The organism is Thalassospira sp. ER-Se-21-Dark, assembly GCF_017922435.1.
Classification (GTDB): Bacteria; Pseudomonadota; Alphaproteobacteria; order Rhodospirillales; family Thalassospiraceae; genus Thalassospira.
In genome coordinates, this window is sequence record NZ_VDEZ01000002.1 from 268,768 (window position 1) to 292,797 (window position 24,030).

14 protein-coding genes are annotated in these 24,030 nt (G+C 53.7%); 7 read left to right on the plus strand and 7 right to left on the minus strand.

Annotation, left to right across the window (positions count from 1 at the left end):
- Window positions 1-631 precede the first annotated feature (631 nt).
- The gene (locus FHI25_RS08875) at window positions 632-1,786 is read left to right on the plus strand and encodes a DNA cytosine methyltransferase (protein WP_210516911.1); all 1,155 of its coding nucleotides are present in this window, start codon (window positions 632-634) and stop codon (window positions 1,784-1,786) included.
- Window position 1,787: 1 nt separating this feature from the next.
- Entirely contained in the window at window positions 1,788-2,723 is a 936-nt protein-coding gene (locus tag FHI25_RS08880; RefSeq protein WP_210516913.1) for a DUF4928 family protein, read from the plus strand.
- Window positions 2,724-2,923: 200 nt separating this feature from the next.
- Here the strand turns inward: FHI25_RS08880 and FHI25_RS08885 are convergent, their stop codons facing one another.
- Window positions 2,924-3,235, minus strand: coding sequence for a Dabb family protein (locus tag FHI25_RS08885; protein ID WP_210516915.1), 312 nt, complete (start codon window positions 3,233-3,235; stop codon window positions 2,924-2,926).
- 8 nt (window positions 3,236-3,243) lie between these two features.
- Entirely contained in the window at window positions 3,244-6,327 is a 3,084-nt protein-coding gene (locus tag FHI25_RS08890; RefSeq protein WP_210516917.1) for an FAD-binding and (Fe-S)-binding domain-containing protein, read from the minus strand.
- Between the two features lie 647 nt (window positions 6,328-6,974).
- Here FHI25_RS08890 and FHI25_RS08895 point away from each other — a divergent pair.
- Genes FHI25_RS08895 through FHI25_RS08905 form a run of 3 tightly spaced genes read left to right on the plus strand, consistent with a single transcriptional unit; the run spans window position 6,975 to window position 16,151 of the window.
- Window positions 6,975-8,753: a ShlB/FhaC/HecB family hemolysin secretion/activation protein gene (locus tag FHI25_RS08895; protein ID WP_210516919.1), complete on the plus strand. Its 1,779-nt coding sequence runs from the start codon at window positions 6,975-6,977 to the stop codon at window positions 8,751-8,753.
- Between the two features lie 22 nt (window positions 8,754-8,775).
- Window positions 8,776-15,621: a DUF637 domain-containing protein gene (locus tag FHI25_RS08900; RefSeq protein WP_210516921.1), complete on the plus strand. Its 6,846-nt coding sequence runs from the start codon at window positions 8,776-8,778 to the stop codon at window positions 15,619-15,621.
- Between the two features lie 14 nt (window positions 15,622-15,635).
- Window positions 15,636-16,151: a hypothetical protein gene (locus tag FHI25_RS08905; RefSeq protein ID WP_210516923.1), complete on the plus strand. Its 516-nt coding sequence runs from the start codon at window positions 15,636-15,638 to the stop codon at window positions 16,149-16,151.
- Window positions 16,152-16,220: 69 nt separating this feature from the next.
- Here FHI25_RS08905 and FHI25_RS08910 read toward each other — a convergent pair whose 3' ends face one another.
- From FHI25_RS08910 to speB, 4 genes are read right to left on the minus strand one after another with little or no spacing between them, the layout of a single operon-like run.
- Window positions 16,221-17,021 carry an ABC transporter ATP-binding protein gene (locus FHI25_RS08910; RefSeq protein ID WP_210516925.1) on the minus strand — a complete coding sequence of 267 codons (801 nt, stop codon included), beginning with the start codon at window positions 17,019-17,021 and terminating at the stop codon, window positions 16,221-16,223.
- A gap of 14 nt (window positions 17,022-17,035) precedes the next feature.
- Window positions 17,036-17,830 carry an ABC transporter permease gene (locus FHI25_RS08915; protein WP_210516928.1) on the minus strand — a complete coding sequence of 265 codons (795 nt, stop codon included), beginning with the start codon at window positions 17,828-17,830 and terminating at the stop codon, window positions 17,036-17,038.
- 31 nt (window positions 17,831-17,861) lie between these two features.
- On the minus strand, window positions 17,862-18,839 hold the full coding sequence (locus FHI25_RS08920; protein WP_210516930.1) for an ABC transporter substrate-binding protein: 978 nt from the start codon (window positions 18,837-18,839) through the stop codon (window positions 17,862-17,864).
- 57 nt (window positions 18,840-18,896) lie between these two features.
- A complete protein-coding gene (gene speB, locus FHI25_RS08925) occupies window positions 18,897-19,913 on the minus strand; it encodes an agmatinase (RefSeq protein ID WP_210516932.1) in 1,017 nt (338 codons plus the stop codon).
- Window positions 19,914-20,060: 147 nt separating this feature from the next.
- Between speB and FHI25_RS08930 the strand changes: the two genes are divergently transcribed.
- Complete coding sequence (locus FHI25_RS08930) at window positions 20,061-21,014, plus strand: LysR family transcriptional regulator (RefSeq protein ID WP_210516934.1); 954 nt, start codon at window positions 20,061-20,063, stop codon at window positions 21,012-21,014.
- Between the two features lies 1 nt (window position 21,015).
- Here the strand turns inward: FHI25_RS08930 and FHI25_RS08935 are convergent, their stop codons facing one another.
- On the minus strand, window positions 21,016-22,638 hold the full coding sequence (locus FHI25_RS08935) for a hypothetical protein (protein ID WP_210516936.1): 1,623 nt from the start codon (window positions 22,636-22,638) through the stop codon (window positions 21,016-21,018).
- A 161-nt stretch (window positions 22,639-22,799) separates the two neighbouring features.
- Here FHI25_RS08935 and FHI25_RS08940 point away from each other — a divergent pair, with 161 nt between their 5' ends.
- A complete protein-coding gene (locus FHI25_RS08940) occupies window positions 22,800-23,933 on the plus strand; it encodes a LysR family transcriptional regulator (protein ID WP_210516938.1) in 1,134 nt (377 codons plus the stop codon).
- The last annotated feature ends 97 nt before the right edge of the window (window positions 23,934-24,030 follow it).

Consider the following 24,030-nt stretch of genomic DNA (forward strand, 5'->3'; position numbering starts at 1 on the left):
GGCACAACCTGCCGCCACCCCACACTGTCATTCCCACATATTCGGGAATCTCGAGCCTCACCGGTCAAAATCGAAAGGCAGCGTCTGTAATTGGCGTTGCCTTTTGGTCTTTTCGGCAAATAAAGATGCGGCCTTATATTTAACGCCGTGATGTAAAATGCGGTCTAAAATGACCTGTTAATACTTAATTTCCCGCCGCTATTACTGCCAAGGTGCGGGTTGTGCAACGGACTAAAAAGTAGACAGTCCCCTTTTTAGTCGTATACCTCAATCTTTAGTATGCTCTTTCAATGACAGATCGGAAACAGGCCAGAACCTACTGAACGCCCTGTCATGCTCGCCAAAGCATTTGTGATACTCAACAAGAAATTGAGTAGCGGAAGTAAAGGACATGGACGTTACGCCAATGTGGAGCCATAATGGCTCCCATGAAAACAAACCACCAAGAATCTCAGAACCAGTGTTTACAGCGCAGCAATCTCCCCCTATCAGCGGAGGCTTTGGTTGCCATCGATTCTGAGTGTGCGCTCCGCGTGGGCAACGTGTCGCGCAGCACCTGGATAGTTGAAGCCATTCAGGAGAGGTTGGGCCGTCTAAAATTATCGGAAAGTAGCCGTATCAAGAGGAATGGATGAACAGTTTCTACGAGTTCTTTGCCGGAGGCGGCATGGCCCGGGCAGGGCTAAGTAATGACTGGGAGTGTCTGTTCGCCAACGACTTCGATCCCAAGAAAGCAGCCAGTTATGCCCTTAACTGGGGGAGAGACCACCTCCATGTGGGCGACGTCGCCGAGCTAACCACAGATGATCTCCCTGGCCGTCCTGATCTCGCCTGGGCTTCATTTCCGTGCCAAGATTTGTCATTGGCAGGCGGAGGAGCTGGACTTAAAGGTGATCGTTCTAGCACCTTCTGGCCGTTCTGGAAGCTCATGACGCGTCTCGAAGAGGAGGATCGCGCACCTCATTTAATCGTTCTTGAAAACGTTTGCGGGGCGCTCAGCTCTCATGGCGGGAAGGATTTTGCCGCAATCTGTTCAGCTCTCTCTCGGGGGGGGTATCGTGTTGGCGCTCTGGTGATGAATGCGGTCCACTTTGTTCCTCAATCGCGCCCACGCCTTTTTATCATCGCTGCTAGAAAGGCATCTGTTACTTTGCCCGATGAACTTCTTGCTGAGAGCCCGGGAGATACATGGCATTCCTCTGCACTAGTCGGAGCATTCGGCAAGCTCTCTCAAAGGTCACAAAAGTCTTGGGCATGGTGGAACCTTCCTTCCCCTGTACTACGGACTTCGATCTTTGCTGACTTGGTTGAAGATAAGCCATTAGGGGTCAAATGGCACACAGCCGCTGATACCAAGCGCCTGCTCGGCATGATGAGCCCCGTCAACTTAGCGAAAGTGGAAACAGCTAAAAACGCCGGACGGCGAATGGTAGGCACCATATATAGGCGCACTCGGGCCGACGGACCGAACGGTGAAAAGATGCAGCGCGCCGAAGTCCGTTTCGACGATGTGGCCGGATGCCTTCGCACGCCGAGCGGTGGCTCTAGCCGCCAAACTATTATAGTTGTGGACGGGAAACGCGTTCGCTCACGACTGCTATCTCCACGTGAAGCCGCTCGCCTAATGGGGCTACCGGATAAATACCAACTGCCAAAGAATTACAATGAGGCCTACCATCTCGCTGGTGACGGGGTAGTAGTGCCAGTGGTGCGCTTCCTTGCAGAGCATCTTCTTGAACCATTGCTTGCAGCTGTGCGTGATGAGAAGAAAAAGGCAGCAGCATAAAATGGATGATGATTTGAAAGAAGCGTTAATAGCATTTAACAAAGAGCGCAAGTTCACCCGTAAAGGCCCACTTTGTGTCGCACTTGTCTTAACCCAGCACGCCCGCAAAATGGGACTGCCTCTCGATCCCGATAAACTGCTAACTGAAAAGGGAGGCCAAGTGCTTGGCCTGGGCAAAGGGGCGGTACAAGCAGTTCTCAAACGGCATGATATTACTCGAGTACTTGCAGCAGAAGGCGGTCGTACTAGTCGAGGAAGTATCGACAATATGCGCGAATATGTCGCCTTCCTTAATGCACAGGCCGAAATGAACCAGGTCGATCTCGATGCGGTAGAGGCCTTTTGGATTCAACGTGTTCATGAATTCTTTTCGGCCAAGCCATTTAAGATACGCCTTGATGCCTCGCGCAGCTTGCGCACTTTGGTTCGTGACATGCTTGTTCAGGCTGAGGAACGACAGCGCAATGCACCAGGTATGCAGTATGCCGGGGCGGTGCTACAGCATTTGGTAGGAGCCAAGCTTGATTGCGCTCTTGGAGTTGGCAACTTTGAGCACAACAGCTTTTCTACTTCGGACGCACAATCAGGGCGCGCCGGTGATTTCTTTATTGGAGATGTAGCCTTGCACGTTACAACCGCTCCAGGTGAAGCAGTTATCGGTCGGTGCCGCGACAATATAGATGACGGTCACCGACCGATTATTGTCACCACATCGCGAGGCCTTTCAGCCGCCGAAGTCTTGGCTGAGAATGCTGGGCTAGGTGATCGCATAGACGTATTCGAGGTCGAGCAGTTCGTAGCTCTCAACTTGTACGAACTGGGCAAGTTCGCAGCCGAAGGGCGACGCACAGCGGTCGGGGACGTGGTAACCCGGTATAATGAAATTATCGAAAATTTCGAAACCGATCCAAGCTTGAAAATCGAATTTAAGCAATAAGTTCCAATTGGCATGAATGGCCGGTGACCAGCATGTTCTTAAGCCCCGTCGCGTTCACCTTCTTTCTCCAGTGGAGCTCATAGAGCTCGCGCGAGGTTTCCTGATAGCGGGTTTCGTGCCATAGATACCGGCTATGCCGCAGCAGTCGGTTTCATGTGGGCAAACAGGTGCCTGAGTTCGAAACTTAGCTACTACGCAGATCACTCGACAACCAGATCAAACACCACCAACCCGGCGACACCACCCTCCAGCAGCCCAACCAACTGCCCGCCCAAGGCCTTGTGCTCTGGATGTTCCAGATAGGCGTCGCGTGCTGCGGCATCCTCAAAATCAATTGAAAATCCGTGCCGGAAGCCTTGTTCCAGCCCCTCCGGGCTGACCGAGACGCCGCCATCAAAGCCGCGCATGCCGGGGATGTGGTTTTGCAGGTCCGCCAGCTTGGCAAACAGGCTGTCGATTTCGCCCTGTGCGATGTCGGCGCGGAATTTGGTCAGAACGATGTGGCGGATCATGGGGGCTCCTATGCGACAAGTTTGGCGAGATATTGCACGGGATGCTGCGGCTTGACCCCTTCATAGCGGCTCACCTGACAACGGCATGAATAGCCGGTCACCAGCATGTTTGCGGCACCCGTCGCATCGACCTTCTTTTTCCAACTCAGGTCATACAACTCGCGCGAGGTTTCCTGGTGGCGGGTTTCGTGGCCATAGACACCGGCCATGCCGCAACAGCCGGTTTTTTCCGTGGTCAATTTAAGCCCGAACGCGTCAAAGATCTTCTGCCATTTCACGCCGACATCGGGCAGGGACGTCTTTTCCGTGCAATGGGGGAACAGGCTTGCCGGGGTTTCCGTGGTGCCCATGTTAACGCCGTTATCAAGTTTCGGCGGGGTCAGGCGGCCGTGTTCGATCTCGTCCGCCAGCCATTCATGGAACAGATGGATGCGATAGTCCGGGCGGTTTGAAAGGCGCTGGGCGTATTCCTGCCGGTAGGTGAGCGTCACGCTGGCCTCGATCCCGATCATCGCAACACCGGATTTGGCGATTTTGCCCAGCACGATGTCATTTTGCTTCGCCTGATAATCAAAGCGTTTGAGGAACCCCTTCACATGCATCGCCTTGCCATTGGGGCGATAGGGCGGCACGAAAACGCGATAGCCGATATGCTGCAACAGGTCGACATGGGCCAGCACCACGTCGGTGTCGTAATGCGTGGTAAAGCAATCCTGTACAAGGATCACCGACTTGGCCTTTTCATCAGCACTTAGGCCATCCAGTTCCGCCTGCTTGAACTTGCCAATGCCGCGTTGACGCAGGCCGGATTTGAGGCTCTGGCGATGGAGTTTTGGCAAATCGGTCAGGCCGATGAAGCGTTTGAAAATCCATGGCATCGGCGGGATGGATTGCAGCGCGTTAAACAGGCCCGGTGCAGTTGCCAGAAGCGGGGCGATATTTTCCAGCTTGGCAATCACGTAATCCTTGATCGGGCGTTTGTATCGGGTGTGATAGGTCTCCAGAAACCGGGATTTCATTTCCGGGATATCGACCTTGACCGGGCATTGCCCCGCGCACGCCTTACACGACAGGCAACCGGCCATTGCCTCATAGACATCATGGGAAAAATCCCGGCCATTAATCACGGCCAGATCCTTGTTCATCGGATCGGTGCCGACCGAAAGTTGGCGGATCCATTCACGGATCATCCCGGCCCGGCCCTTGGGCGAATGGACGCGCGATCGCGTGACCTTATAGGACGGGCACATGGCATCCATCAGATCCCAGTTAAAGCACGCCCCGTTGCCATTACATCGCGTCGCGTTCAGGTATTCATCACGCAGCGCATCCTCGATCTGGCGGTCAAACTGGCCGCGCATCGGGGCTTCGTCAATTGCCGTTATGGGCGTGTTTTTGGAATAGGGCGAGGCGATCTTGCCGGGGTTAAGCTGCCCTTCGGGATCAAAGGCCTCCTTGATGCGGCGCAGGCTGTCATAAAGCTCCGGCCCGAAATAGATCGGGCTGTATTCGCCGCGGAAACCCTTGCCATGCTCGCCCCAGATCAGGCCGTTATAGCGTTTGGTGAGGTCGGCCACCGCGTCCGAAACACGCCGGATGCGGGCCTCGTCCTCTTCATCCATCATGTCAAGCAGCGGGCGGACATGCAAACACCCGACATCGACATGGCCAAACATGCCGTAATCAAGCCCCTCGGCATCCAGCAATGCCCGGAACTCGGCAATGAAATCGGCAAGGTTTTCGGGTGGAACGGCCGTATCTTCGACAAACGGGGTGGCGCGGCGTTTGCCCTCAAGGTTCCCCAGAAGCCCCACCGATTTCGCACGGATCGACCAGATGGCGGCGATCTGGCCCGGATCGGTCGCCTGCACAAAGCCGATCGGCGCAAACTCTTCCGTCGGGTTGGCCTCAAGATAGGATTTGAGTTCTGCCTGCTTGGCGCTAACCTCGGCCTCCGTCTCGCCAACGAACTCGACCACGTTAAAGCCGCGCGTGGGGGTGTTGCTGTTTTCCGTGCCGAGAAGCTTGCCCAGCATGTGCCAGCTTTCATCCTGCCGGGCCAGTTTCATGACCTTGTCATCGATGCTTTCAATCGCCACCGGATCAAACTGCACCAGGGTTTTGACGTGGCGCAACGCTGAATCAAAGCTGTCATAGCGGACAACCGTGACGGCCTTGTGCTTGGGCAACGGAATAACGCGGAAGGTAATTTCCTTGACCATGCCAAGGCTGCCCTCGGCCCCGGCAATCAGAAACGACAGGTTCATGTCCCCGGTATCCGAAACCGCTTCCTTCAGGTTATAGCCCGTAAGTCCCCGGTTCATTTCCGGGAAGGTGGCTTTGATCTGATCGCGCCGGGGTGCGATTTCGTCATGGACCTTTTTATAAAGCTGCCCAACCCGGTCCGGGCGGGCCATGGTGTCCTTGGCCTCAGTCGCGCTCATGGCACGGGTATTGAAATCCGTGCCATCGATCAGAACCGTGGTCATGTCATGGATGTAGTGGCTGGTTTTGCCATAAATCCGCGATCCCTTGCCGGAGCTATCCGATCCGATCATGCCGCCCACGGTGGCGCGGCTCGCGGTCGAAACCGCCGGCGGGAAGAAATAGCCATGTGGTTTCAGCCAGGCATTCAACTGATCAAGCACCACACCGGGCTCGACATGCACAAGACCGCGTTCCGCGTCAAAGCCAAGGATGTTGTTGAGGTGTTTGGAGGTATCGAGAATGATGGTGTTATTAAGCGACTGGCCATTGGTGCCGGTCCCGCCACCCCGCGGGGTGATTTTGACCTCGGAAAATTTCTCGCGCCCCGCAAGCTCCATCACGACATTGATGTCACCCCGCGTCTTGGGCTGCAGGACTGCGGTCGGCATCACCTGATAAACGCTGTTGTCGGTGGCATGGATCAAACGCGTCGGGAAATCGGCATGGATTTCGCCCTCAAACTTGCCCTCGGCCTCCAGCGTTTTCAGAAACCCCAGCGTCAAACTGTCCAGCGACCGATCCGGGGTCAGGGCTGGCAATTTCGTGATCACGCTCTTGTTCGACGCATTCGTAACCGGGGTGGTTGCCGGGGCAGGGACGGACATCAGGCTCTCTCAATACTCGTATGATAATATCATATGCCTTTTGGGGGGTAATTTCCGGTGCGGGCCGGCGCCCCGATCTGGCATGCGATCCCATTTGACCTGATCGCGATTGAATAGACAAATCGAAAATTCCGAACGATTATTCAAAATAAATGAATAATCAAAATGCGGGTAAGGTGCTCAGAACCGCCGGTCAAATGCACCGCGATGGCGTATTTTCAATCCTCATACAATTGCTTTCAGGTCTGAAATCCAACCCCGATTTCCTAGCAAGAGGCAAGGTAGTTCGGGCGAGTGGAAAGAGGGGCCGTTTTGTTGTTTTTTCACCGCTGTCTCTTTTCTCCGGTTGTTTCTTTTTGCCTCTCAAATCTTCACGTTTGGGATGGCGCTAGTTGACGAACGGTGGTCATAAAGCGTTCTTTGGGATTACCTCGTTGGAGTAGGTCCTGGCCGTTGAGTATAGGCAACAGAAACCTATGGTTATTGTTGATGTCTTCTTTATCAATCGATTTCAACTTTCTGTGACGCTCGTCACTTTCGATTTCTGAAGTTTGTCTTAGCGAAGAAAGAATGACGAACAGTCATTTAAATCAGAAAAATATGATATTTCCGTTCATTTTTTGATCTGAGTGCAATCGCTAAGTACGATGAATTCAAACGCCGTTAAATGTGGTCGGCAGACCGAGCAGCCAATCCGCAAGTTTAATCGGATTAACCCTTCCGCGCGTCGAAATTTTGTTCGCCGCTGCATATGGGGGGGAGTTCTGCTTTCGGCCAGCTTGGTACTGTTTTCGGCACATGCCCAAACTGTTCCTGACGCGGTCAATAGATCAATTGAACAGGAACAGTTGCGCCAACAGCAGAGAGACTGGGATTTTGGGCGGCAACCACAACGCAGGCCCGATATCCGGCTTCAACCCGAAACGTCTGCGCCCACCGTTCCGGACGACACAGACCAGCCTTGCTTTGCAATTCAGTCTACAGAGATCGAAGGGTTGGACGGTTTTGAGGTTGTGCCCGACAACTTCGACCGACTGAATGGCAAATGTGTCAATCTCAGTGATCTCAACGCCTATTTGAATGAGATGAACGCGTTCTATTCGGATCGCGGCTATATCACGACACGCGTTTATTTGCCGGAACAGGATCTTTCAAACGGCATCCTCAAAGTTCTGATCATACCCGGGCGTATTGAGGGGTTTGACTACGAGTCCGGGGACGATGCGGACTCCCGTATTGTGGGGGCATTTCCCACAAGCGAAGGGGATATCGTCAACTTGCGCGAGATCGAGCAAGCGCTGGAAAACTTCAACTCTCCGCGCTCGCAATCGGGAAAGTTCAAACTCTACCCCGGAGAACGGCAAGGGACCTCGATCATTCGTCTGTCTGCGGTGAATGAAAGACCTTATGGTGGCACGCTGACCTTCAACAATTTCGGCTATAAAAATACCGGGCGTCGAAAGACTGGCGGTAACCTGTATTACGATAACCTGCTGAACATTAATGACACGATCCAGCTAAATGCCTCTTCCACGGTGAAGGGGTTAACTTCGAGCGATACATATTCCAGAACGGCGAGCGGAAGCTATTTTGTGCCGTTTGGCAACTGGAGTGTCAGCGTTGGCGCCGGATATAGCCAATACGGCTTTATTCTTCCGGCAATCAATGAGGACTTACCCGTTTATGGGCGCAGTCACTGGATTTCCGCCGATCTGCAACGCCTTATCTGGCGCGGTGAATTTTCCAAATTCTATGCAGTCGCCGGTATTGAAACATCCCGATCAAGAAACTTTCTGGACGAGTTCGAAGTCGTTGTTCAAAGGCGCTTTTCGACCAAGTCCAAGTTCGGCGTGAATGGTCGCTTTAATTTTAACAACGGCTACCACGACTGGTCTGTCAACGCCATTCGCGAACTGAACGCGCTGGGGGCGGAGCCGCCACTGGACTCCGACATTGATCCAGAGCCATTGCTATTTACAGCGAGCTCTGCGCTGCAAGCCAGCTTTGCAGAGGGGCTTTTGCGTTTGAGCCACCAAATCAACGGTCAATATTCGGAAGACAATCTTGGGAGCTCCGACAAGTTCGCCATCGGGGGCGGATATTTCAGCATCCGTGGCTTTCGAGAAGACAGTCTTTCCGGAAGGTCGGGCATTTCGACGCGCAACGATCTGAGCTACCGGGCATTTCAGGATGAAGATGCCAGCCTGGACATCGTGCTTGGACTTGATGCGGGTTATGTCGAGCTCAGCAAGGATGACCGAGAGACTTATGACGCCCCGTTTCTGGCAGGAGCATCCGCCGGAGTACGGGTCAATTTCCTTGGAATTTTCAATCTGGATCTTGTGGTTGCCCGGGCGCTTAAGCGTCCCGAGGCCTTCACGGATTCGGGAATAATCAGATACGCGCAAGCGTCTTTTTCGTTTTAACGGGGCCGTTGGGACATAGATCATGCAGTACATCAGCAAACTTTTGCCGGGTCTTCAGAAAAGTTCAGCTTTGATTGCAGCCGTGCTTTACACGCTTTCACCTGTTGTTGCGGGTGCGCAACAGGCGGCAAACACGGACCGGTCCGCGGTTGACCAGTCGCGAAACGGATTGACGATCTATAATATCAATACGCCCAACGCCAAGGGCCTGTCGAACAACATCCATAACAGTTTCGATATTCCCACCCGCGGCGCAATTGATAACAACTCTGCGACGATAACCTATTCCCAGCTCGAAAAAGGCTACATCGAAGGTAACCCGAACCTGAGAAGCGGGCAGGAAGCGTCAACGATCCTTCATCAGATCATTGGCGGGTCTCGTTCCCAAATGAATGGTCTTCTGGAGGTGGCAGGCAAAAAGGCCCAGCTTGTCATCGTCAACGAAAATGGCATCACGTGTAATGGCTGCGGTTTTATTAACACCAGCAGAGCAACCCTTTCCACAGGGGCGGCCAATATCAACGCTTCAGGGGAGCTTGCCGGGTTTGATGTGACCCGTGGCGATATTTTGATTAATGGCACGGGTTTGGATGCAGTCAGTGGCAATCAGGCCAGTGATCAGATCGACCTGATTGCAAGAACCGTTGCCATTCGTGATGCCGCAAAGCTCAAGGCAAAGCAACTTAACGTCATCACCGGCAGTAATTCTGTCGATTATGTCGGGCTGACCCATGGCGAGATCGCCGGCAGTGGTACTGTGCCTGAAGTCGCCCTGGATGTGGCAGCACTTGGCGGCATGTATGCGGATTACATCAGCCTCATCGCAACCGATGACGGGGTTGGGGTGAATATGAATGGTGCTGCGGCGTCGGCAGGCAACCTCACCCTTGATGCGAATGGCAAAATCAGCTTCGGCGCCGCGTCGAAAGTTTCATCGGGTGCTGAAACAACAATCACCACGACCGAGGATTTCGAGGGCGCTGGCCGTGTGAAATCTGCGGGTAACCTTAATCTCACCGCCAAGAATATCACAAACAGTGGCGAGCTGAATTCGGGTGCAAGTGTCAGCCTTGAAGCGCAAGAGCAGATCACATCGGGCAAAACAGCCCTGATCCGATCGGAAGGTGACACGACCCTGAAGGCCGGAACCGGCATTGAAAATAACGGCGTTGTCGCGGCCTATGGCAACCTTGATATTGACGCGCCCGATATCCGTAATGATGGCGGTATTTTGTGGGCCAATAACAATGTCACGATCGGCTCATCCGAGGCTGCCAACGGGCGTGCAGATTATGTCCTGAACCGCAATGGCCGTATTGAAGCGTTCGGGGGTGACCTGGAAATCAAGGCCGAGAATATCGTCAACCAGGGCACCGCGCCGACGGCAAATATCAAGGACAACATCTATCAGTTCTATGAAACCCCGGGCCCGGTTAACCCGAATGGCGATATCAAAAGCCGACTGCTTTCTGCGACATATCTTGCTGAAGACGGCACAGTGCGGCCGGAATATACCGAAAGCTATGTCGCGCTTTGGGAGCAGCTGTTTTCTGACGAATTGAACAGTGCAACAGAACTTGACCCGGAGCTCCTGCTTCTTTTGCAGGCTTCGGCGATTGGTGGTGACGGAAAAACGCTTGGTTCATCCTGGGTTACATATTTTGGACGTCTGTCAGGTAAGGCGTCCGAGGCAGGTGTGCCATCCCTTGTTGAATTCATGCGTGACCTTATGGCTGATACCGCGCGTGTTGAAGAGGTCGTTGCCGAGCCTGAAACCCCAGAGCCGGGCGGTGCAGGGGGATCATCAGGTGCGCCGACAGATCCAGAGCCGGTTGAGGAAGGTCCCGAGCCCGGCTCTATCAAGGCGGAGTATCTTCCGCAATATCTGGCCCTTTGGGAAAGCCTGTCGTCTGGTCAGGCCATAAGTGCCGATACGCTTGCAGCCCTTAATCCTTCTTATGTCAAGGATGGGGCCGTGCTGCCGGAAATCAGCAATCTGTGGAATTCTATTCGGGCGGGTTCGGGCGCTGGGTACACGATCCTGGTGACGATTACCCAGGATACCCTGAATGACGATGGTGTTCTGGCGGAACTTAAGGCAGGCAAGAACATCCTGCTTGAAGCCAAAAATATCAACAATGTCTATGGTGCTATTCAGGCGGCGGGTGATCTGGATATTACCGCTGAAAATCTGACCAATACGTCGTTTGGGGCCAGTCAGTCCCGCCATGAGGTGCATAAACGCGGCTGTTTCACCTGCCACGAAGGTGTGCTTGATTTCGCCGATACATTTGGCGGTGTGATTCAAGCACACGGAAATCTGAACATTTCGGTGACCGATTCACTCAAGAACATGACGATCGGCAGCCGAAGTGCGTCTCAGTTGCTGGCCGATATCGGCGTGCATCTTCAAAGCACCAGCAACCGTCTGAACGCAGAAGTTCCAAAACCGTCCAAAAGCACTGTCGCACCGACACCGGAAACATCAACGCCAGGTGCGGAAACATCGACCCTGGTTAACCTGATCGCCGAACTCGAAGAGGTTCTTGAAGAGGCACACGAGAATTTCGAAACCCCGGAATCCGGGGAACTCGATGCCTTCATGTCATCGCCGTATCTGTTCAGCCGACTTGATTTTGAGCCGTTGATCGAACAGAACGAACTACGCGCCTTTGAAGTCCTGTCTTCCAATGACCCCACCGTACGTCAGGCTTGGGCGACCCAGCAAATTCGCACGGCCCAACTGCTTGGCGGGGATGGTGCCGGTCAGACACGCAATGACGTGATCAGTGATCAGCTTGAACTTGCGTTGGCGCTGCCGACCTCAAGTGATAATGGGGCCAAACCACTTTCTGCCGTGACAGCCTTCCTTGATAAACGCAACGGGGCGCTGATTTCGGCTGACGAGGTCGATATTGCTGCCGGTGAGGTCAAGCAAATTGGCGGTGGTCAGATTGTCAGTGACAGCGAAACGACAATCACTGCGGATCGGATTGACCTTGAACGCGGCGATCTGAAATCGGATGGCGATATCAGCCTTTCGGGAGACGAGGAAGTTCGCCTTGCGGCGGTGGATATCGAGGCCGCAAAGGACGTCACGCTTAAAAGTGACAGTGGCGATGTTTTGGTTGAAACCATCGAGGAGACAACCAACTTCACCCGCGCTCTCTATTCCGATGTTCGGGTTAGAAACCCCGATTGCTCGTCAAATGATGGCGATTGCGAACAATACACGACCAAACGCGTCAAAACCGGCAGCGGCAGCGGCACATCTGTTACCCATCAGGGCGGCACGCTTAATATTGGCGGTAACCTGACGGTTGAGGCCGCCAATGACGTGTCGGTGGTCGGGACTGATGCAAATGTTGATGGTGACGTCAAACTGGCAGCGGGCGGTGATCTTTTGGTCGGCTCTGCGCGCAATGTTTATGACTATTCTCAAACCAGCGGTAAGTCATCATCCAAGGCGCATTCCGAAGAACTCCTGACCTCGGCGATCAATGCCGGTGGCAACATTGCCATGACCGGTACCAATGTGGGGATCGAGGCATCTACTGTCTCTGCTGACGGCAAGCTTGATGTCATGGCCTATAACGACCTGTCGATTACGGCAGGTATGGAAAACTCAAGCTATTCCTATAAATCCAGTTCTGGCGGCGGTGGTTTCTTTGGCAAGAAGAAATCCGAAAGCCTTGATGAAAGCCACCTGACCTATCAGGAAAGTGTGCTGTCGAGCGGCGATGACATGTCGCTTAATGCTATGGGCAATATCGGCATTGCTGGGTCCGAAGTCGAAAGCGGCGGCGATATTGACATTACTGCCTTTGGCGGGCTGACGATTACATCCCTTCAGGAACAGCATCACCGTGAACACAAGGTCGAGAAAACAGGCCGCTTCGGCGGGATGTTCGGTGGATCCAGCTCGCGCACGGAAATCCGGGATCTCACCGAGATCAAGGGGACGGAAATCACGTCGCTTACCGATCTGACCACGCAGTCGGGATCGGATACCACCATTCGTGCCAGCCGGGTTTCGGCCGGGGGCGATTTGAACATCAGCGTCGGCAAAGGTCCGTTTGCCGATCCGGATGCCAAATTGTGGCTTCTGACCGACAAGGAACGCGATTACCTGTCGGTTTCGGAATATGAGGGCGGCACCCTTAAATGGACGATGACGGAATATGGCCACGAGAAGGAAGTGGTCCGTCATGCCATCCTTGAATCGGGTGGGGATTTCATCATCGAAAGCCCGGGCGGCGTGGTGGTTGAATACCGCTCCACCGGCGATTTTGCCACTGACATCGCCCAGTTGGCCGAGGCGCCGGGCCTTGAATACCTTGCTGACCTGCAAGGCATGGAGAATGTCGACTGGCAGGGCGTCGAGGAAATCTACGAGACCTGGTACGACCAGAGCTCTGGCCTTGGCGGCGGGGCAATGGCGATTATTGCGATTGCGATGGCAGTGCTGACCTATGGGGCGACTTTGCAGCTATCTGGCCTAATGGCCGGAACAACTCAGTTTGCCTCAGCACAAGCTGCAATACAGGCAGGCTTCTCAGCTTCGCAAATTATCTCGGCTGGTAGTGTTGTCTACGCGGGTTCTGCTGCCCAAATGGCGGCGATGACCGCCATCAATGCTGCACTATCTAGCGTGGCGGCAACTGCGGCGACTTCTATCGCCAATGGGGCGGTGTCGGGTGACATGCGCGGGGCGTTCCAAGCGATCTTCTCAAGTGATACTTTGCGCAACACGATGGTCAGTATGTTGACAGCGGGGGCAACACGTGGCGGTGCAGACGCCTTCGGCGTTGACTTTGGCAAGACGAAAGACATCGTCAAAAGCATTAGTAGCAAGGTCGCCTATGAAATGATCCGCACCGTGGCCAATACAGCTTCGGAAAGTATCATTAACGGAACGGACATTGGGGATGCGCTTGTTTCAAACCTGCAGTCATCCGCGACGACAATTGCCTCTGCGGTGCTTTTTACCCAGATCGGCAATCTGAGTGACGACTGGAAGCTTGAAGAAGGCGACATCGAGAAGGTCGTCATGCATGCGGTTGCAGGCTGTGGTGTCGGCATGGTTGCCAGCCGGAACTGTGTTGCAGGTGCCGTTGGTGCTGGGCTGCAGGAAGCATTGAGCGGCCCTCTCAACCAGATTGATGACATCGAACTCAAAGTTAAAATCGCAGGTCTTTCGGGGGCCTTGGCGATTGCGCTAACCGGGGGTGATGCATCCGCCGTTAATGTCGCCAACATCACCGGTCAGAATGCCGCAACCTATAACCGTCAGCTTCATACCGATGAATTGCGGGTGATCGAGGAAAAGGCCAAGGAACTGGCCGGGACAGATGGTAAATCTGCAGATGAGTGGCACCAGCTTCTGCAGCAGGAAGCCATGCGTTTGACCGACGAAAAATGGAATGGTGAGTTCGAGGGTACTGAAAACGCAACCGTCCTGAATGCGCTTGCAGAACTGAGAACAGAGTATGGTGCCGACTTTGTTAACAAGGTCGGTGATCAATTCCGCTTCCTTGAACAGGACAGTCGCTTTAGCGATCAGCTGACCTTTGCCAATAGTCTGGTCAAGCATGCTGAAAGTTACAACATCGCGCTGAGAGGATGGTCGCCATATGACGGGGATTTACCTGCTAGTATCACCCCTGCGCAGGCGGCATTGGCCTTTAGTGTAGTCTCTCCTGAAGGGCTCTCGGATGAACTTTTCGCCTCAGAGGAGATCCTTGAACGCTTGGACCCATCCCAGACCGCAACTGAGGTTTCGCGCGGCTTTGCCTTGCTTCAGATCCGTAAGGAGCTTGCAGCTACGCAGACATTCGCCAATGCCGAGTTTCAGGCAACCAAAAATGCCTGGCAAGCGGCAGAAAATGTTGTCGATCAGCGACAGGGTGCAGTCGAAACACTCACAGAAGCCTACGAGGACAATCCGAACGCAGCAAATCTGGCGGCACTGGAAGCTGCGAAAACCGAACTTTCCGAGGCAGAGGAGCAACTCGGTATTGCTTTTAATGCCCACAAGGTTGCAGACCAACTGCGGTATGATGCTGAAATCGGTGTGAAACGTGCTGCTATTCATACCGGTGATGCCGTCAGGCGTGGCGCAGCAGCCGGAGTGGCTGATGCGTTAGCAGAACCTTTCAAGGATACCGCGGAAGGCCTTGTGCTTCTGAGTATGGCATTCAACGGTGATGAGGCATCGCAGACGGAACTTGACCAAACATGGAAAAGCATCGTCTGGCTCGCAAACAATCCTGATCAGCTTCCTGACGCGATTGCAGATAGTCTTACAGCATCCTTGAATGAAGCACAGGCTGCGTTTGAAGCAGGCGATTATAGCGCAGCCGGTGAGATTGCCGGAAACCTGCAAACGAAACTTCTTACTGCGATGGGTAGCACTGCGATGAGCGCGGAACTACTGCTTGTGAGTAAGGGGTTGACGAGAGGGGGGATAGATTCTCTAGGTGATGCGCTTAATGTTCCTGGTAGAGTGCAAAGTCGTGTGAATTTGGCGTCAGGCGTTACTCGATATACACCCCTTAATGACAACGGGAACCCCGTCCAAGCAGGTTGGAACCACGTACTGAGTCGCCATTTCGGAGGTACTAATACACAGAGTCAGTTTACTCTATCCCAAGACGAGGTGAGGGGAATCTTGCAATCAGGTAGGGCTGTGTCTTCACCCGTAACGGAGGTTAAAATGATTGGTGAGATACCTACATACGTTCGCAAAATTGATGTTGGTCATTCTGTTGGAACAGTGCGGCAATCTGACGGGGGAGGTTCAACAACTAAAATTTATGTACAGACAGATATGGCTGGTAATCTAATTACTGCGTATCCGATCCCCTAAGGAATTTGTTAGACATGGAAACACGAAGAGATCAGTTTGCATATTTCCTAGGTTACGTTTCAGGAAGAAAAGAGCGCTTCCTTAAACAAGCGATGGGATATTTTGGGGAGCTTGGATACAACAAGTTTCTTCCCAGTAGCGCTTTTGAGGTCTGCCCTTTCAACGATAATCAAAATCAGATCATGCGTAGTTTCCATATCTTTGAAAACTCACGATCAGATAATTTGCGCTCTGGTTTACAAAATTTGATTGGGGAGTTCGTATTCTTGGTATCAGAGTTTGAGCCTCCATGTTGTGGAGATGGACGTTCATTTTTTCGTCTCTTGAAAACAGGCCAGATTGTCCTTCAATGTGATAGGTGCGGCAAAAATTATGACCTCAATGGCACTCCTATATTTAGGGGTGAAGGCAAACTTATGGAGAAGTCTGATTTCATTAATATTTTTGGAGAAGATAGTGAAGCAGAGTGGCCCTATCCTGATAAGCTAAAGGAAATTTACTTGCCTCAAAATGACCCTAAAATCCCGTAAGGTTCACGAAAAAGGGGACTATCCCCTTTTTCATGAGACAGGTGTTTGTTTTGCCGCGATTTTGACGGCTCAGGCCGATTTGCGCTGGTTGGCGGCGTCTTCGGCTTTGATCGCTTCGTCATGCATCAGCGACAGAATGGTGCGCTTATAATCCATGAATTCCGGGCTGGTGAGCGCATCGATATGGCGGGGGCGTTCGATGTTGATATCAAGCGACTGTTTGATCAGTCCGGGGCGGGCGGACATCACATGCACTTCATCGCCAAGGAAGATTGCCTCGTCAATGTCATGGGTGATGAACAGGACCGTCTTGCGGCGGCTTTGCCAGACATCAAGCAGGAGTTCCTGCATCATCTGACGGGTCTGGCTGTCTAGCGCGCCAAATGGTTCATCCATCAGCAAAATGCGCGGATCATTGGCAAGTGCGCGGGCAAGGGCCACGCGCTGGCGCATGCCGCCTGAAAGCTCCTTGGGATAGGATTTCTCAAACCCGTCAAGATGAACGGCCTTGAGCAGATCATCGGCGATGTCTTCGCATTCGGATTTGGCAAGGTTTTTAAGCTGCGGGCCGAACATGACGTTTTCACGCACCGTCAGCCAGGGAAACAGGGTGTAGCTTTGAAACACCATGCCGCGATCAGCAGACGGGCCATTGATCGGTTCGCCATCGAGTTCAAGCCGCCCCGATGTCGGGGTTTCAAGCCCGGCGACAAGGCGCAAAAGCGTGGATTTGCCACAGCCCGACGGGCCGACAATCACTGAAAAGGTGTCGTTGGCAACATCAAGCGAGACGTCATCCAGGGCCAGAACCGGTGGTTTGCCCTTGGGCTCGAAACGGACCGTGATGTCACGGAGGGAAAGCATGCTCATAACGGTATCGCCCCTTAAAAATCAGCAGACCAGGGCAGCAAGCGCCGGCGTGCCCATTTAAAGAAGAAATCGGTGATCAGTCCCAGAATGCCGATGGTAAAGACACCGAGCAAAATCACATCGGTAAACAGCCCGCGCATGGCGTTGAGGATCATGTAGCCAAGGCCGGTATCAGCCGCGACCAGTTCGGCCACCACAAGATAGGTCCAGGCCCAGCCCATGGTGACGCGCAGGTTATCCATCACGCCGGGCATGCATGCAGGCACCAGAACGCGGGTGACGACACGGCGGCGATCCGCACCGAGCGTGTAGGCGCAATCAATCAGGTCCTTGGAAATCCGGGCCGAAACGTCGGAAATCAAAATCAGCTGCTGGAAAAAGGTGCCGAGGAAAATCACCATGATTTTCTGTTCGACCCCGATGCCGATCCACAGGATCAGAAGCGGGATCAGGGCGGAAACCGGGATATAGCGCATGAAGCCGGTGATCGGTTCAATCAGCGCCTGAACCGCACGGAAACTGCCCATCAGAATGCCGATCGGTACGGCAAAGACGGAGGCCAGGATAAAGCCCGACAGGATGACAACAAGGCTTGCCCACATATGTTCAAACAACGACATATTGGCGATGCGCTTGATGCCAGCTTGAACCACTTCATGCGGGGCGGCAAGGAAGTCCCGGGGCGTGATCCCGCCATAGGTGAGCAAGCACCACAGGGCCAGGACAACAGCAACCGAAATCAGCGACAGGGTGACATAGGTCGACCTTTCGATATCGGTCTTGGGCGAGAAAAGGGATCTGGTCCACATGATGCTTGCTCTTTAAGCTTGGGTGTTCGTGTTACTTGACGATGTCGGCAGCCAGCAGACTTTTCGGATCAGCGTCCAGCGTGATCAGGCCGCTTTCCTTGCCAAGGGTCATGGCATTGGCAATGGTGGCAACGATGCCATCCGGGTTGGACGGGTCCATGAAGGTCTTGTTCATGGCAGCATCGTAAAACGCGATGCCCGAACGGGTGTCGGCAAAGACCGCCGGATCATCAAGCCAGCCACCAACGCCTTTGGCCATAATCACGTCGGCTGCTTCTTCGTTTTCTTTCTGCCAGGCAACGGCCTTGGCCCATGCGCGATAAAGGGCTTCCATTTCCGGACGACGGGCCTCCAAGGTTTCCTCGGTCGTGACCGCGATGTCGGTGATCAGGCCAGGTGCCTTGGAACTGTCAATCAGCAGGTGACCATGTTCGGTATCCTGCCCGCGGGTCAGCCATGGTTCCCACGTCACGGCGGCGTCAACACGCTTGGCAACAAAGGCCGCACCGGCGTCCCCGGCCGACATGTTCATCGAGTTAACGTCAGAAAGACTCATGCCGGCTTCCTTGAGAAGGACGCTCAGGAAGAACTGCGAAACGGAGCCCTCGGTATAGGCGACATTTTTGCCTTTGAGGTCGGCAAGGCTTTTGATGTCGGCATTGGCGACAATTCCGTCGCCGCCACGTGAATCATCAAGTGCAAACAGATAGGTCAGGGGATGGTCTTTGGTGTAAAAACCAAGCACGGTGTCAATGGTGGTAACCGCAACATCAATCCGACCAGCGGCAAGGGCCGGCATACGGGTTTTGACGTCTTCCATGACGACGAGTTTGACATCAAGGCCTTCGTCTTCAAAGAAGCCTTCTTCCTGCGCGATATAAAGCGGGCCATAGCCAACCCAGGTGGAGTGGGCAATGGTCAGTTCCTCGGCCGAGGCGGCGGTGGACAGCGAGAAGGCGGTTGCGAGGGCCGCACCCGACAGGCAGATTTTCGAAAGAATGCGTTTCATAGATGGTGTCTCCGGTGTGAGATGCTCTCTGATGGGTTTTGGTCTTTTTTGGTATGCCTAGCCCGATTTTCGGTTCGGGTTTTTGGTGGCGTTTGACCCGGCTAAGGCGCACAGCAATTCATACATGAGCGAGATGCCAAGCCAGGCTGTTCCTCCCGACGGATCAAAAGGTGGGGACACTTCAACAAGGTCCGCCCCCACAAGGTTTAGGTCGCCTAGATGCCGGATCATTTTTTGCGCCTCGCGACTGGTGAAACCGCCGATTTCCGGTGTGCCGGTGCCCGGCGCAAAGGCGGGATCGACGGAATCAATATCAAAACTGACATAGGTTTTATCGCGGCCAACAATGTCGCGGGCCTCGGCCATGACCTGATCAATGCCGCGATCAAGGACCTCTTCCATGCGGATGATGCGCACCCCTTGGGCGAGGCCCCATTCAACATCTTCGCCGTCATACATCGTGCCGCGAATGCCGATCTGAACCACGCGTTTGGGGTCAAGGTAACCGTCCTCGATCGCGCGGCGGAACGGCGTGCCGTGGGTGTATTTGAAACCGTTGAAATAGCTGTCAAACAGATCGGTATGGGCATCGAAATGCACCATGCCAAGCGGGCCGTTGACGGCGAGTGCCTTCAGGATCGGATAGGACAGCAAATGGTCGCCACCAGCACTTAGCGGTGTGATGCCCTTTGATTTCAGGTCGGCAACAAAGCCGGTGACACTTTCAAGCGTATCCATGATGTCGGCCGGGTTGACCGGCGCATCGCCCAGATCGGCAATGTTGCGGTCTTCAAACGGGTTCTGGCCGGTCGCCGGATGTTTCGGGCGGATCATGGTGGAGAGATCACGCAACTGGCGCGGGCCGTGCCGCGCGCCGGGGCGGTTGGTGGTGCCGCCATCCCATGGCACGCCGACCATGGCGATATCGACGTCGCTTAAGGCGGCATCGGATAGTGAAAGATGCGGGGCGCGCATGAAGCTTGCCACCCCGGCATAGCGCGGCAGGGTCATGGCAGAGGGCGGAACAAAGGAAATGCCTGATGCGGCATCAGGTTTGGTGGTGGCGTTGCTCATCTGTGGGGTCCCCGGCGGTGGTGGCGTGTCAAAATTTCCAAAAGACTGCGCAGAGATTGCCATGACGGGACGCGTTCAATAATATGAAACTTTCAAACTAAACGTCCGATTTTCTCAACCTATTGCTTTCACGAAGGTCTGCCGCCGATGTCAGTGACACTTCCGCCGCTTAGTGATGTGGATTTCCGCCAGTTGCGGATTTTCCGAACCATCGTCGAAAGCAATGGCTTTACCGCTGCCCAGGACGAACTGGGCATTTCCAGATCCACCATCAGCACCCAGATGTCCGCACTTGAAACCCGGTTGGGCGTCAAGCTTTGTCGGCGCGGGCGGTCGGGCTTTTCGCTGACCGAACATGGGCAAAAGATCTATAGCGAAGTCATAAAACTGTTTGCCGCGGCCGACTCATTTCGGGCCGAGGTCGGGGCGATCCGTGGCAATATGGTGGGGGAACTTCGCATTGGCGTGGTTGATGCGATGGTCGAAAATCCCAATTGCAAACTGGATCGCGCGATTGCGCTGTTTCATGAACGGGCACCGGGCGTGCATCCGACCTTTGTTGTCGTCTCCCCCAACCAGATTGAAAATGCGTTGCTCAGTCGGCAGATGGAAATTGCCGTCATGCCCAATCAGCCGATGAATGCCGCCGTGCAGATGCAGCAGCTTTTTCACGAAGAACAGACGATGTATTGCGGCAAGGACCATCCGCTGTTTGATAATGCAGACGCAAAAATGCCGATTGAACACCTGGCGGAGCAGAAATACGCCCGGCGCGGCTATTCGGTGGCGCTGGCGTTTCAGTCGCTGTTCAAACATCCGCCCAGTGCGACGGCCTATGATATGGAAGGGCTGGCCTATCTGATCCGAAGCGGCAAGTTTGTCAGCTTCCTGCCGACCCACTTCGCCCGGCAATGGGTAGAGCGCGGCGAGATGCGGGCATTACGGCCCGATCTGCTCAGCTTCAAGATCGCCATGTGTGTGGCGAACTTCCCGCAATCGGTGATGTCACGCATGGCGCGCGTGTTTCGCGAATGCCTGATCGAGGTGCACCCAACCGTGACCGCAATCAAAACCGTGCCGCCGTCGCTTGAGAAGAAATGAGTTAAAGGCGGAAGCGGTTGCGCAAGCCAAGGCCGATAAGGAAGAGGAAGATGAAGCTTAACGCGCCTTGTCCGATCATGATGGCGTCGACCCAAAAGTCTGCATCGCCGGAATAAAGCCTATCGAGCGTGGCTGTTCGTAAGTCACGCGATTGTGGTAGAAAGGCCAAGCTGTTGCTAATTGATAAGAGGGTAGACTGCTTCAGTGTGGTCAACCATCCTAGACATTTTTCTGCTGCCAAAGAGAAATAAAGGATAACACCTAAGGCAAAGAAAAAGCCAAGCCAGAGAAATGGGCGGAGGATGCTTTGACCGTAATTGCAGAATCCGCTGAACGCTAGATCAAGCCCAGAACCAAGCCAAGATGTTTCAGTCCAGCGGCGCGCCCTGTTTTCATCGGCAGCAAACCGCAATGCAGCCTGATGGTCCTTGTTCGATTCTGCAATTTCCTTAAGACGTCGCAGTCTTTCAGAGATCTTTCGATCCTTGGAAATCGCCGAAAAGCATCTTAAAAAATTCTTCTTCTGAGAAGCTCGGTGCAACTTGATTTCTAGACCACTCAGTTCAACTTGATTGGATGACCTAGTCGCTCGAAGATCTGGAATGATGTTCAGCTTTCCAGTCAAAAACAGTGGTCCGTCGAATGAAGAGCCGAAAAGATCAAAACTCGTCAATGTATTCGCGCACTCAGGTAGGGCGAAAATCGCTAACTTAGTGATAGTTAGACCTTGAGCCTCTATGCGGCTTGATTGGAATGTTTCTGGATTAAAAAATAATACTGGGGCGGTTACTCGATTGAAAACCAATGCGCCATCGCCAAATCGGGCCTTGGTAAATATAAGATCTCCCTCGGAAAACTGAGACTTTGTAAAATTGATGAGGCCTGTTCCGAAATCAGTTTCAGAAAAATCAACCCAGCCGCCGTCGAAGGTGGCCCCATTGAAATTTAGGAATCCATCACCGAATTTTGCCCCATTGAAGTCCAAATTACACTGTTCAAACCTAGCACCGTCAAAGTAGACATCGCAATTTCCAAAGGTGGTGTCGATGAATTGTACTTCTCCTTCTCCAAAAATTGCGTTGGTAAAGTTCACGTCTCCATTTCCAAAGATCGCTTCGTTAAAGTTCACATATCCTGCGCCGAATTTTACCCCTGCAAATGTAACCCCGCTATTACCAAATTCGGTGCCGTGAAAATCAATAGCGCCCGTTCCGAATGAACAGCCAAGGAAACTGACATCATCACTTCGAAAAGTGGTATGAAAGAAACTTACATTACTGTTTCCAAATTCGGTGCCTAGGAAGTTTACTTGGCCTTTGCCAAAATTGGCTTCACGAAAACTAATTTCCTTGCCTTTAAATTTGGCTTTAAAAAAGATTACGTCGCCTTCTCCGAAATTTGTGCGAGCGAAGCTCACGTCACCCTCGCCGAAGTCGTACGCAGCAAAGGAGAGCATTCCGTCTTTGTCATGCTCGTCAGAGAAATCTATATCCGAGAAATTGATGTACCAATCTGGGTTGTTGTTAATCCAAGCGTTCCAAGCTTCCGCACCTTTTCGCCAAAGCTTTAGTGCCGAATCCCCCTCCAAGATATTTCGTTTTCCCTGTGGGCTGTCGTTACTCATTTTTCGGGTGTTTTGCCTGCAAATTGGATGGTGTATCGGGTAAGAATGCCCTTAAAAGTAGAGTTTGGCGATATAAAACCTGAATAGGGTTTGGTCTGTACCGGAATGGCCGTTATGGTTTGATCGGGCAGGGTAATTCACCGGAATGGACGATCAAGACCATGCTGTCATCGCTAAATATCCGTCATATGCGTGTGTTTGTCGCAGTTGCCGATCAGGGGAATTTTACGGCTGCGGCCGGGGTTCTGGGGCTTGGAGTGCCGGCGGTTACCGCGACCATTCGCCAGTTTGAGGATGTGACGGGCGCCGCCCTTTTTGATCGCACGACGCGGCAGGTGGCGCTGACCCAAACAGGCGAGCGGTTCTTGCCGATTGCGCGTCGGTTGCTGGCTGATTTTGAAGAGGCGCTTGGCGATCTGGATGCGCTGTCAAAGGGGGTCGGGGGCAAGATTACGATTGCCGCGGCGCCATCGGTTCTGACGCGTATTTTGCCTGCCGTGATTTCCGAATTTGTTGCGGCCCATCCCGATGCGCGCATTCGTCTGGACGAACGCAATGCCGGTGAGGTGCATGAGGCGGTGGCGAATAATGCCGCCGATTTCGGCATTGCCGGGGAATGGCAGGCGTTGCCGGATATTGATTTTCGCCCGTTGTTTTCCGACCGGTTTGGCGTGCTGTGCCGGGCCGATCATGCCTTTGCCCAAAAATCTGTTTTACGCTGGTCGGATTTATCGGGGCAAAAGCTTGTCGGGCTGGGGCCGGAATCCGGGACCGGGGCGCTTATGGCGCAACCCGGTGTGACCAGCGATCTGTCATCGGATACCATGCCGGTTTTAAGTCCGGCCGTCCGCGATGCGGTGGCGGCGGGCATTCCGGCGGCGAAAACTGTTCTGGCCCGCGCGCAAAAGGCCATGCGGGCCGAGGAACGGGTGCTTCGGTCGCTTGACCCGAACGGCAGTAAAGCATCAGGGGAAGAGGGCGATATTGCCCTGGGCGCGACCGGCCCGATCCTGCCGCGTCCGATTGTCGAAACATCGAACACCATCACGCTGGCTGCCATGGTCGCCGAGGGCGTTGGGATCACGGTTCTGCCGGAACTCGCAGCAAAGGTTTCGGACATGGCGGCCCCGGAAAAGCTGGTGTTTGTGCCACTGACCACCCCGGAGCGCCATCGCCATATCGGCGTGATTACGCGCAAAAGCAAAAGCCTGTCGCCGATTGCGCGTCTGTTCCTTGATCAGGTGATCGCGCTTGCCCCCAAGCAGGACCTTCCGGCCAGTTTGACGTGGTATTGAGCCGGGTCCGTTTTCGGCCATTTGATATCGATGCTGGCAGATGGTGCCGTTTGCGACATATCATGACCAGTAAGCCGAACATTATGACCCAGGTGCA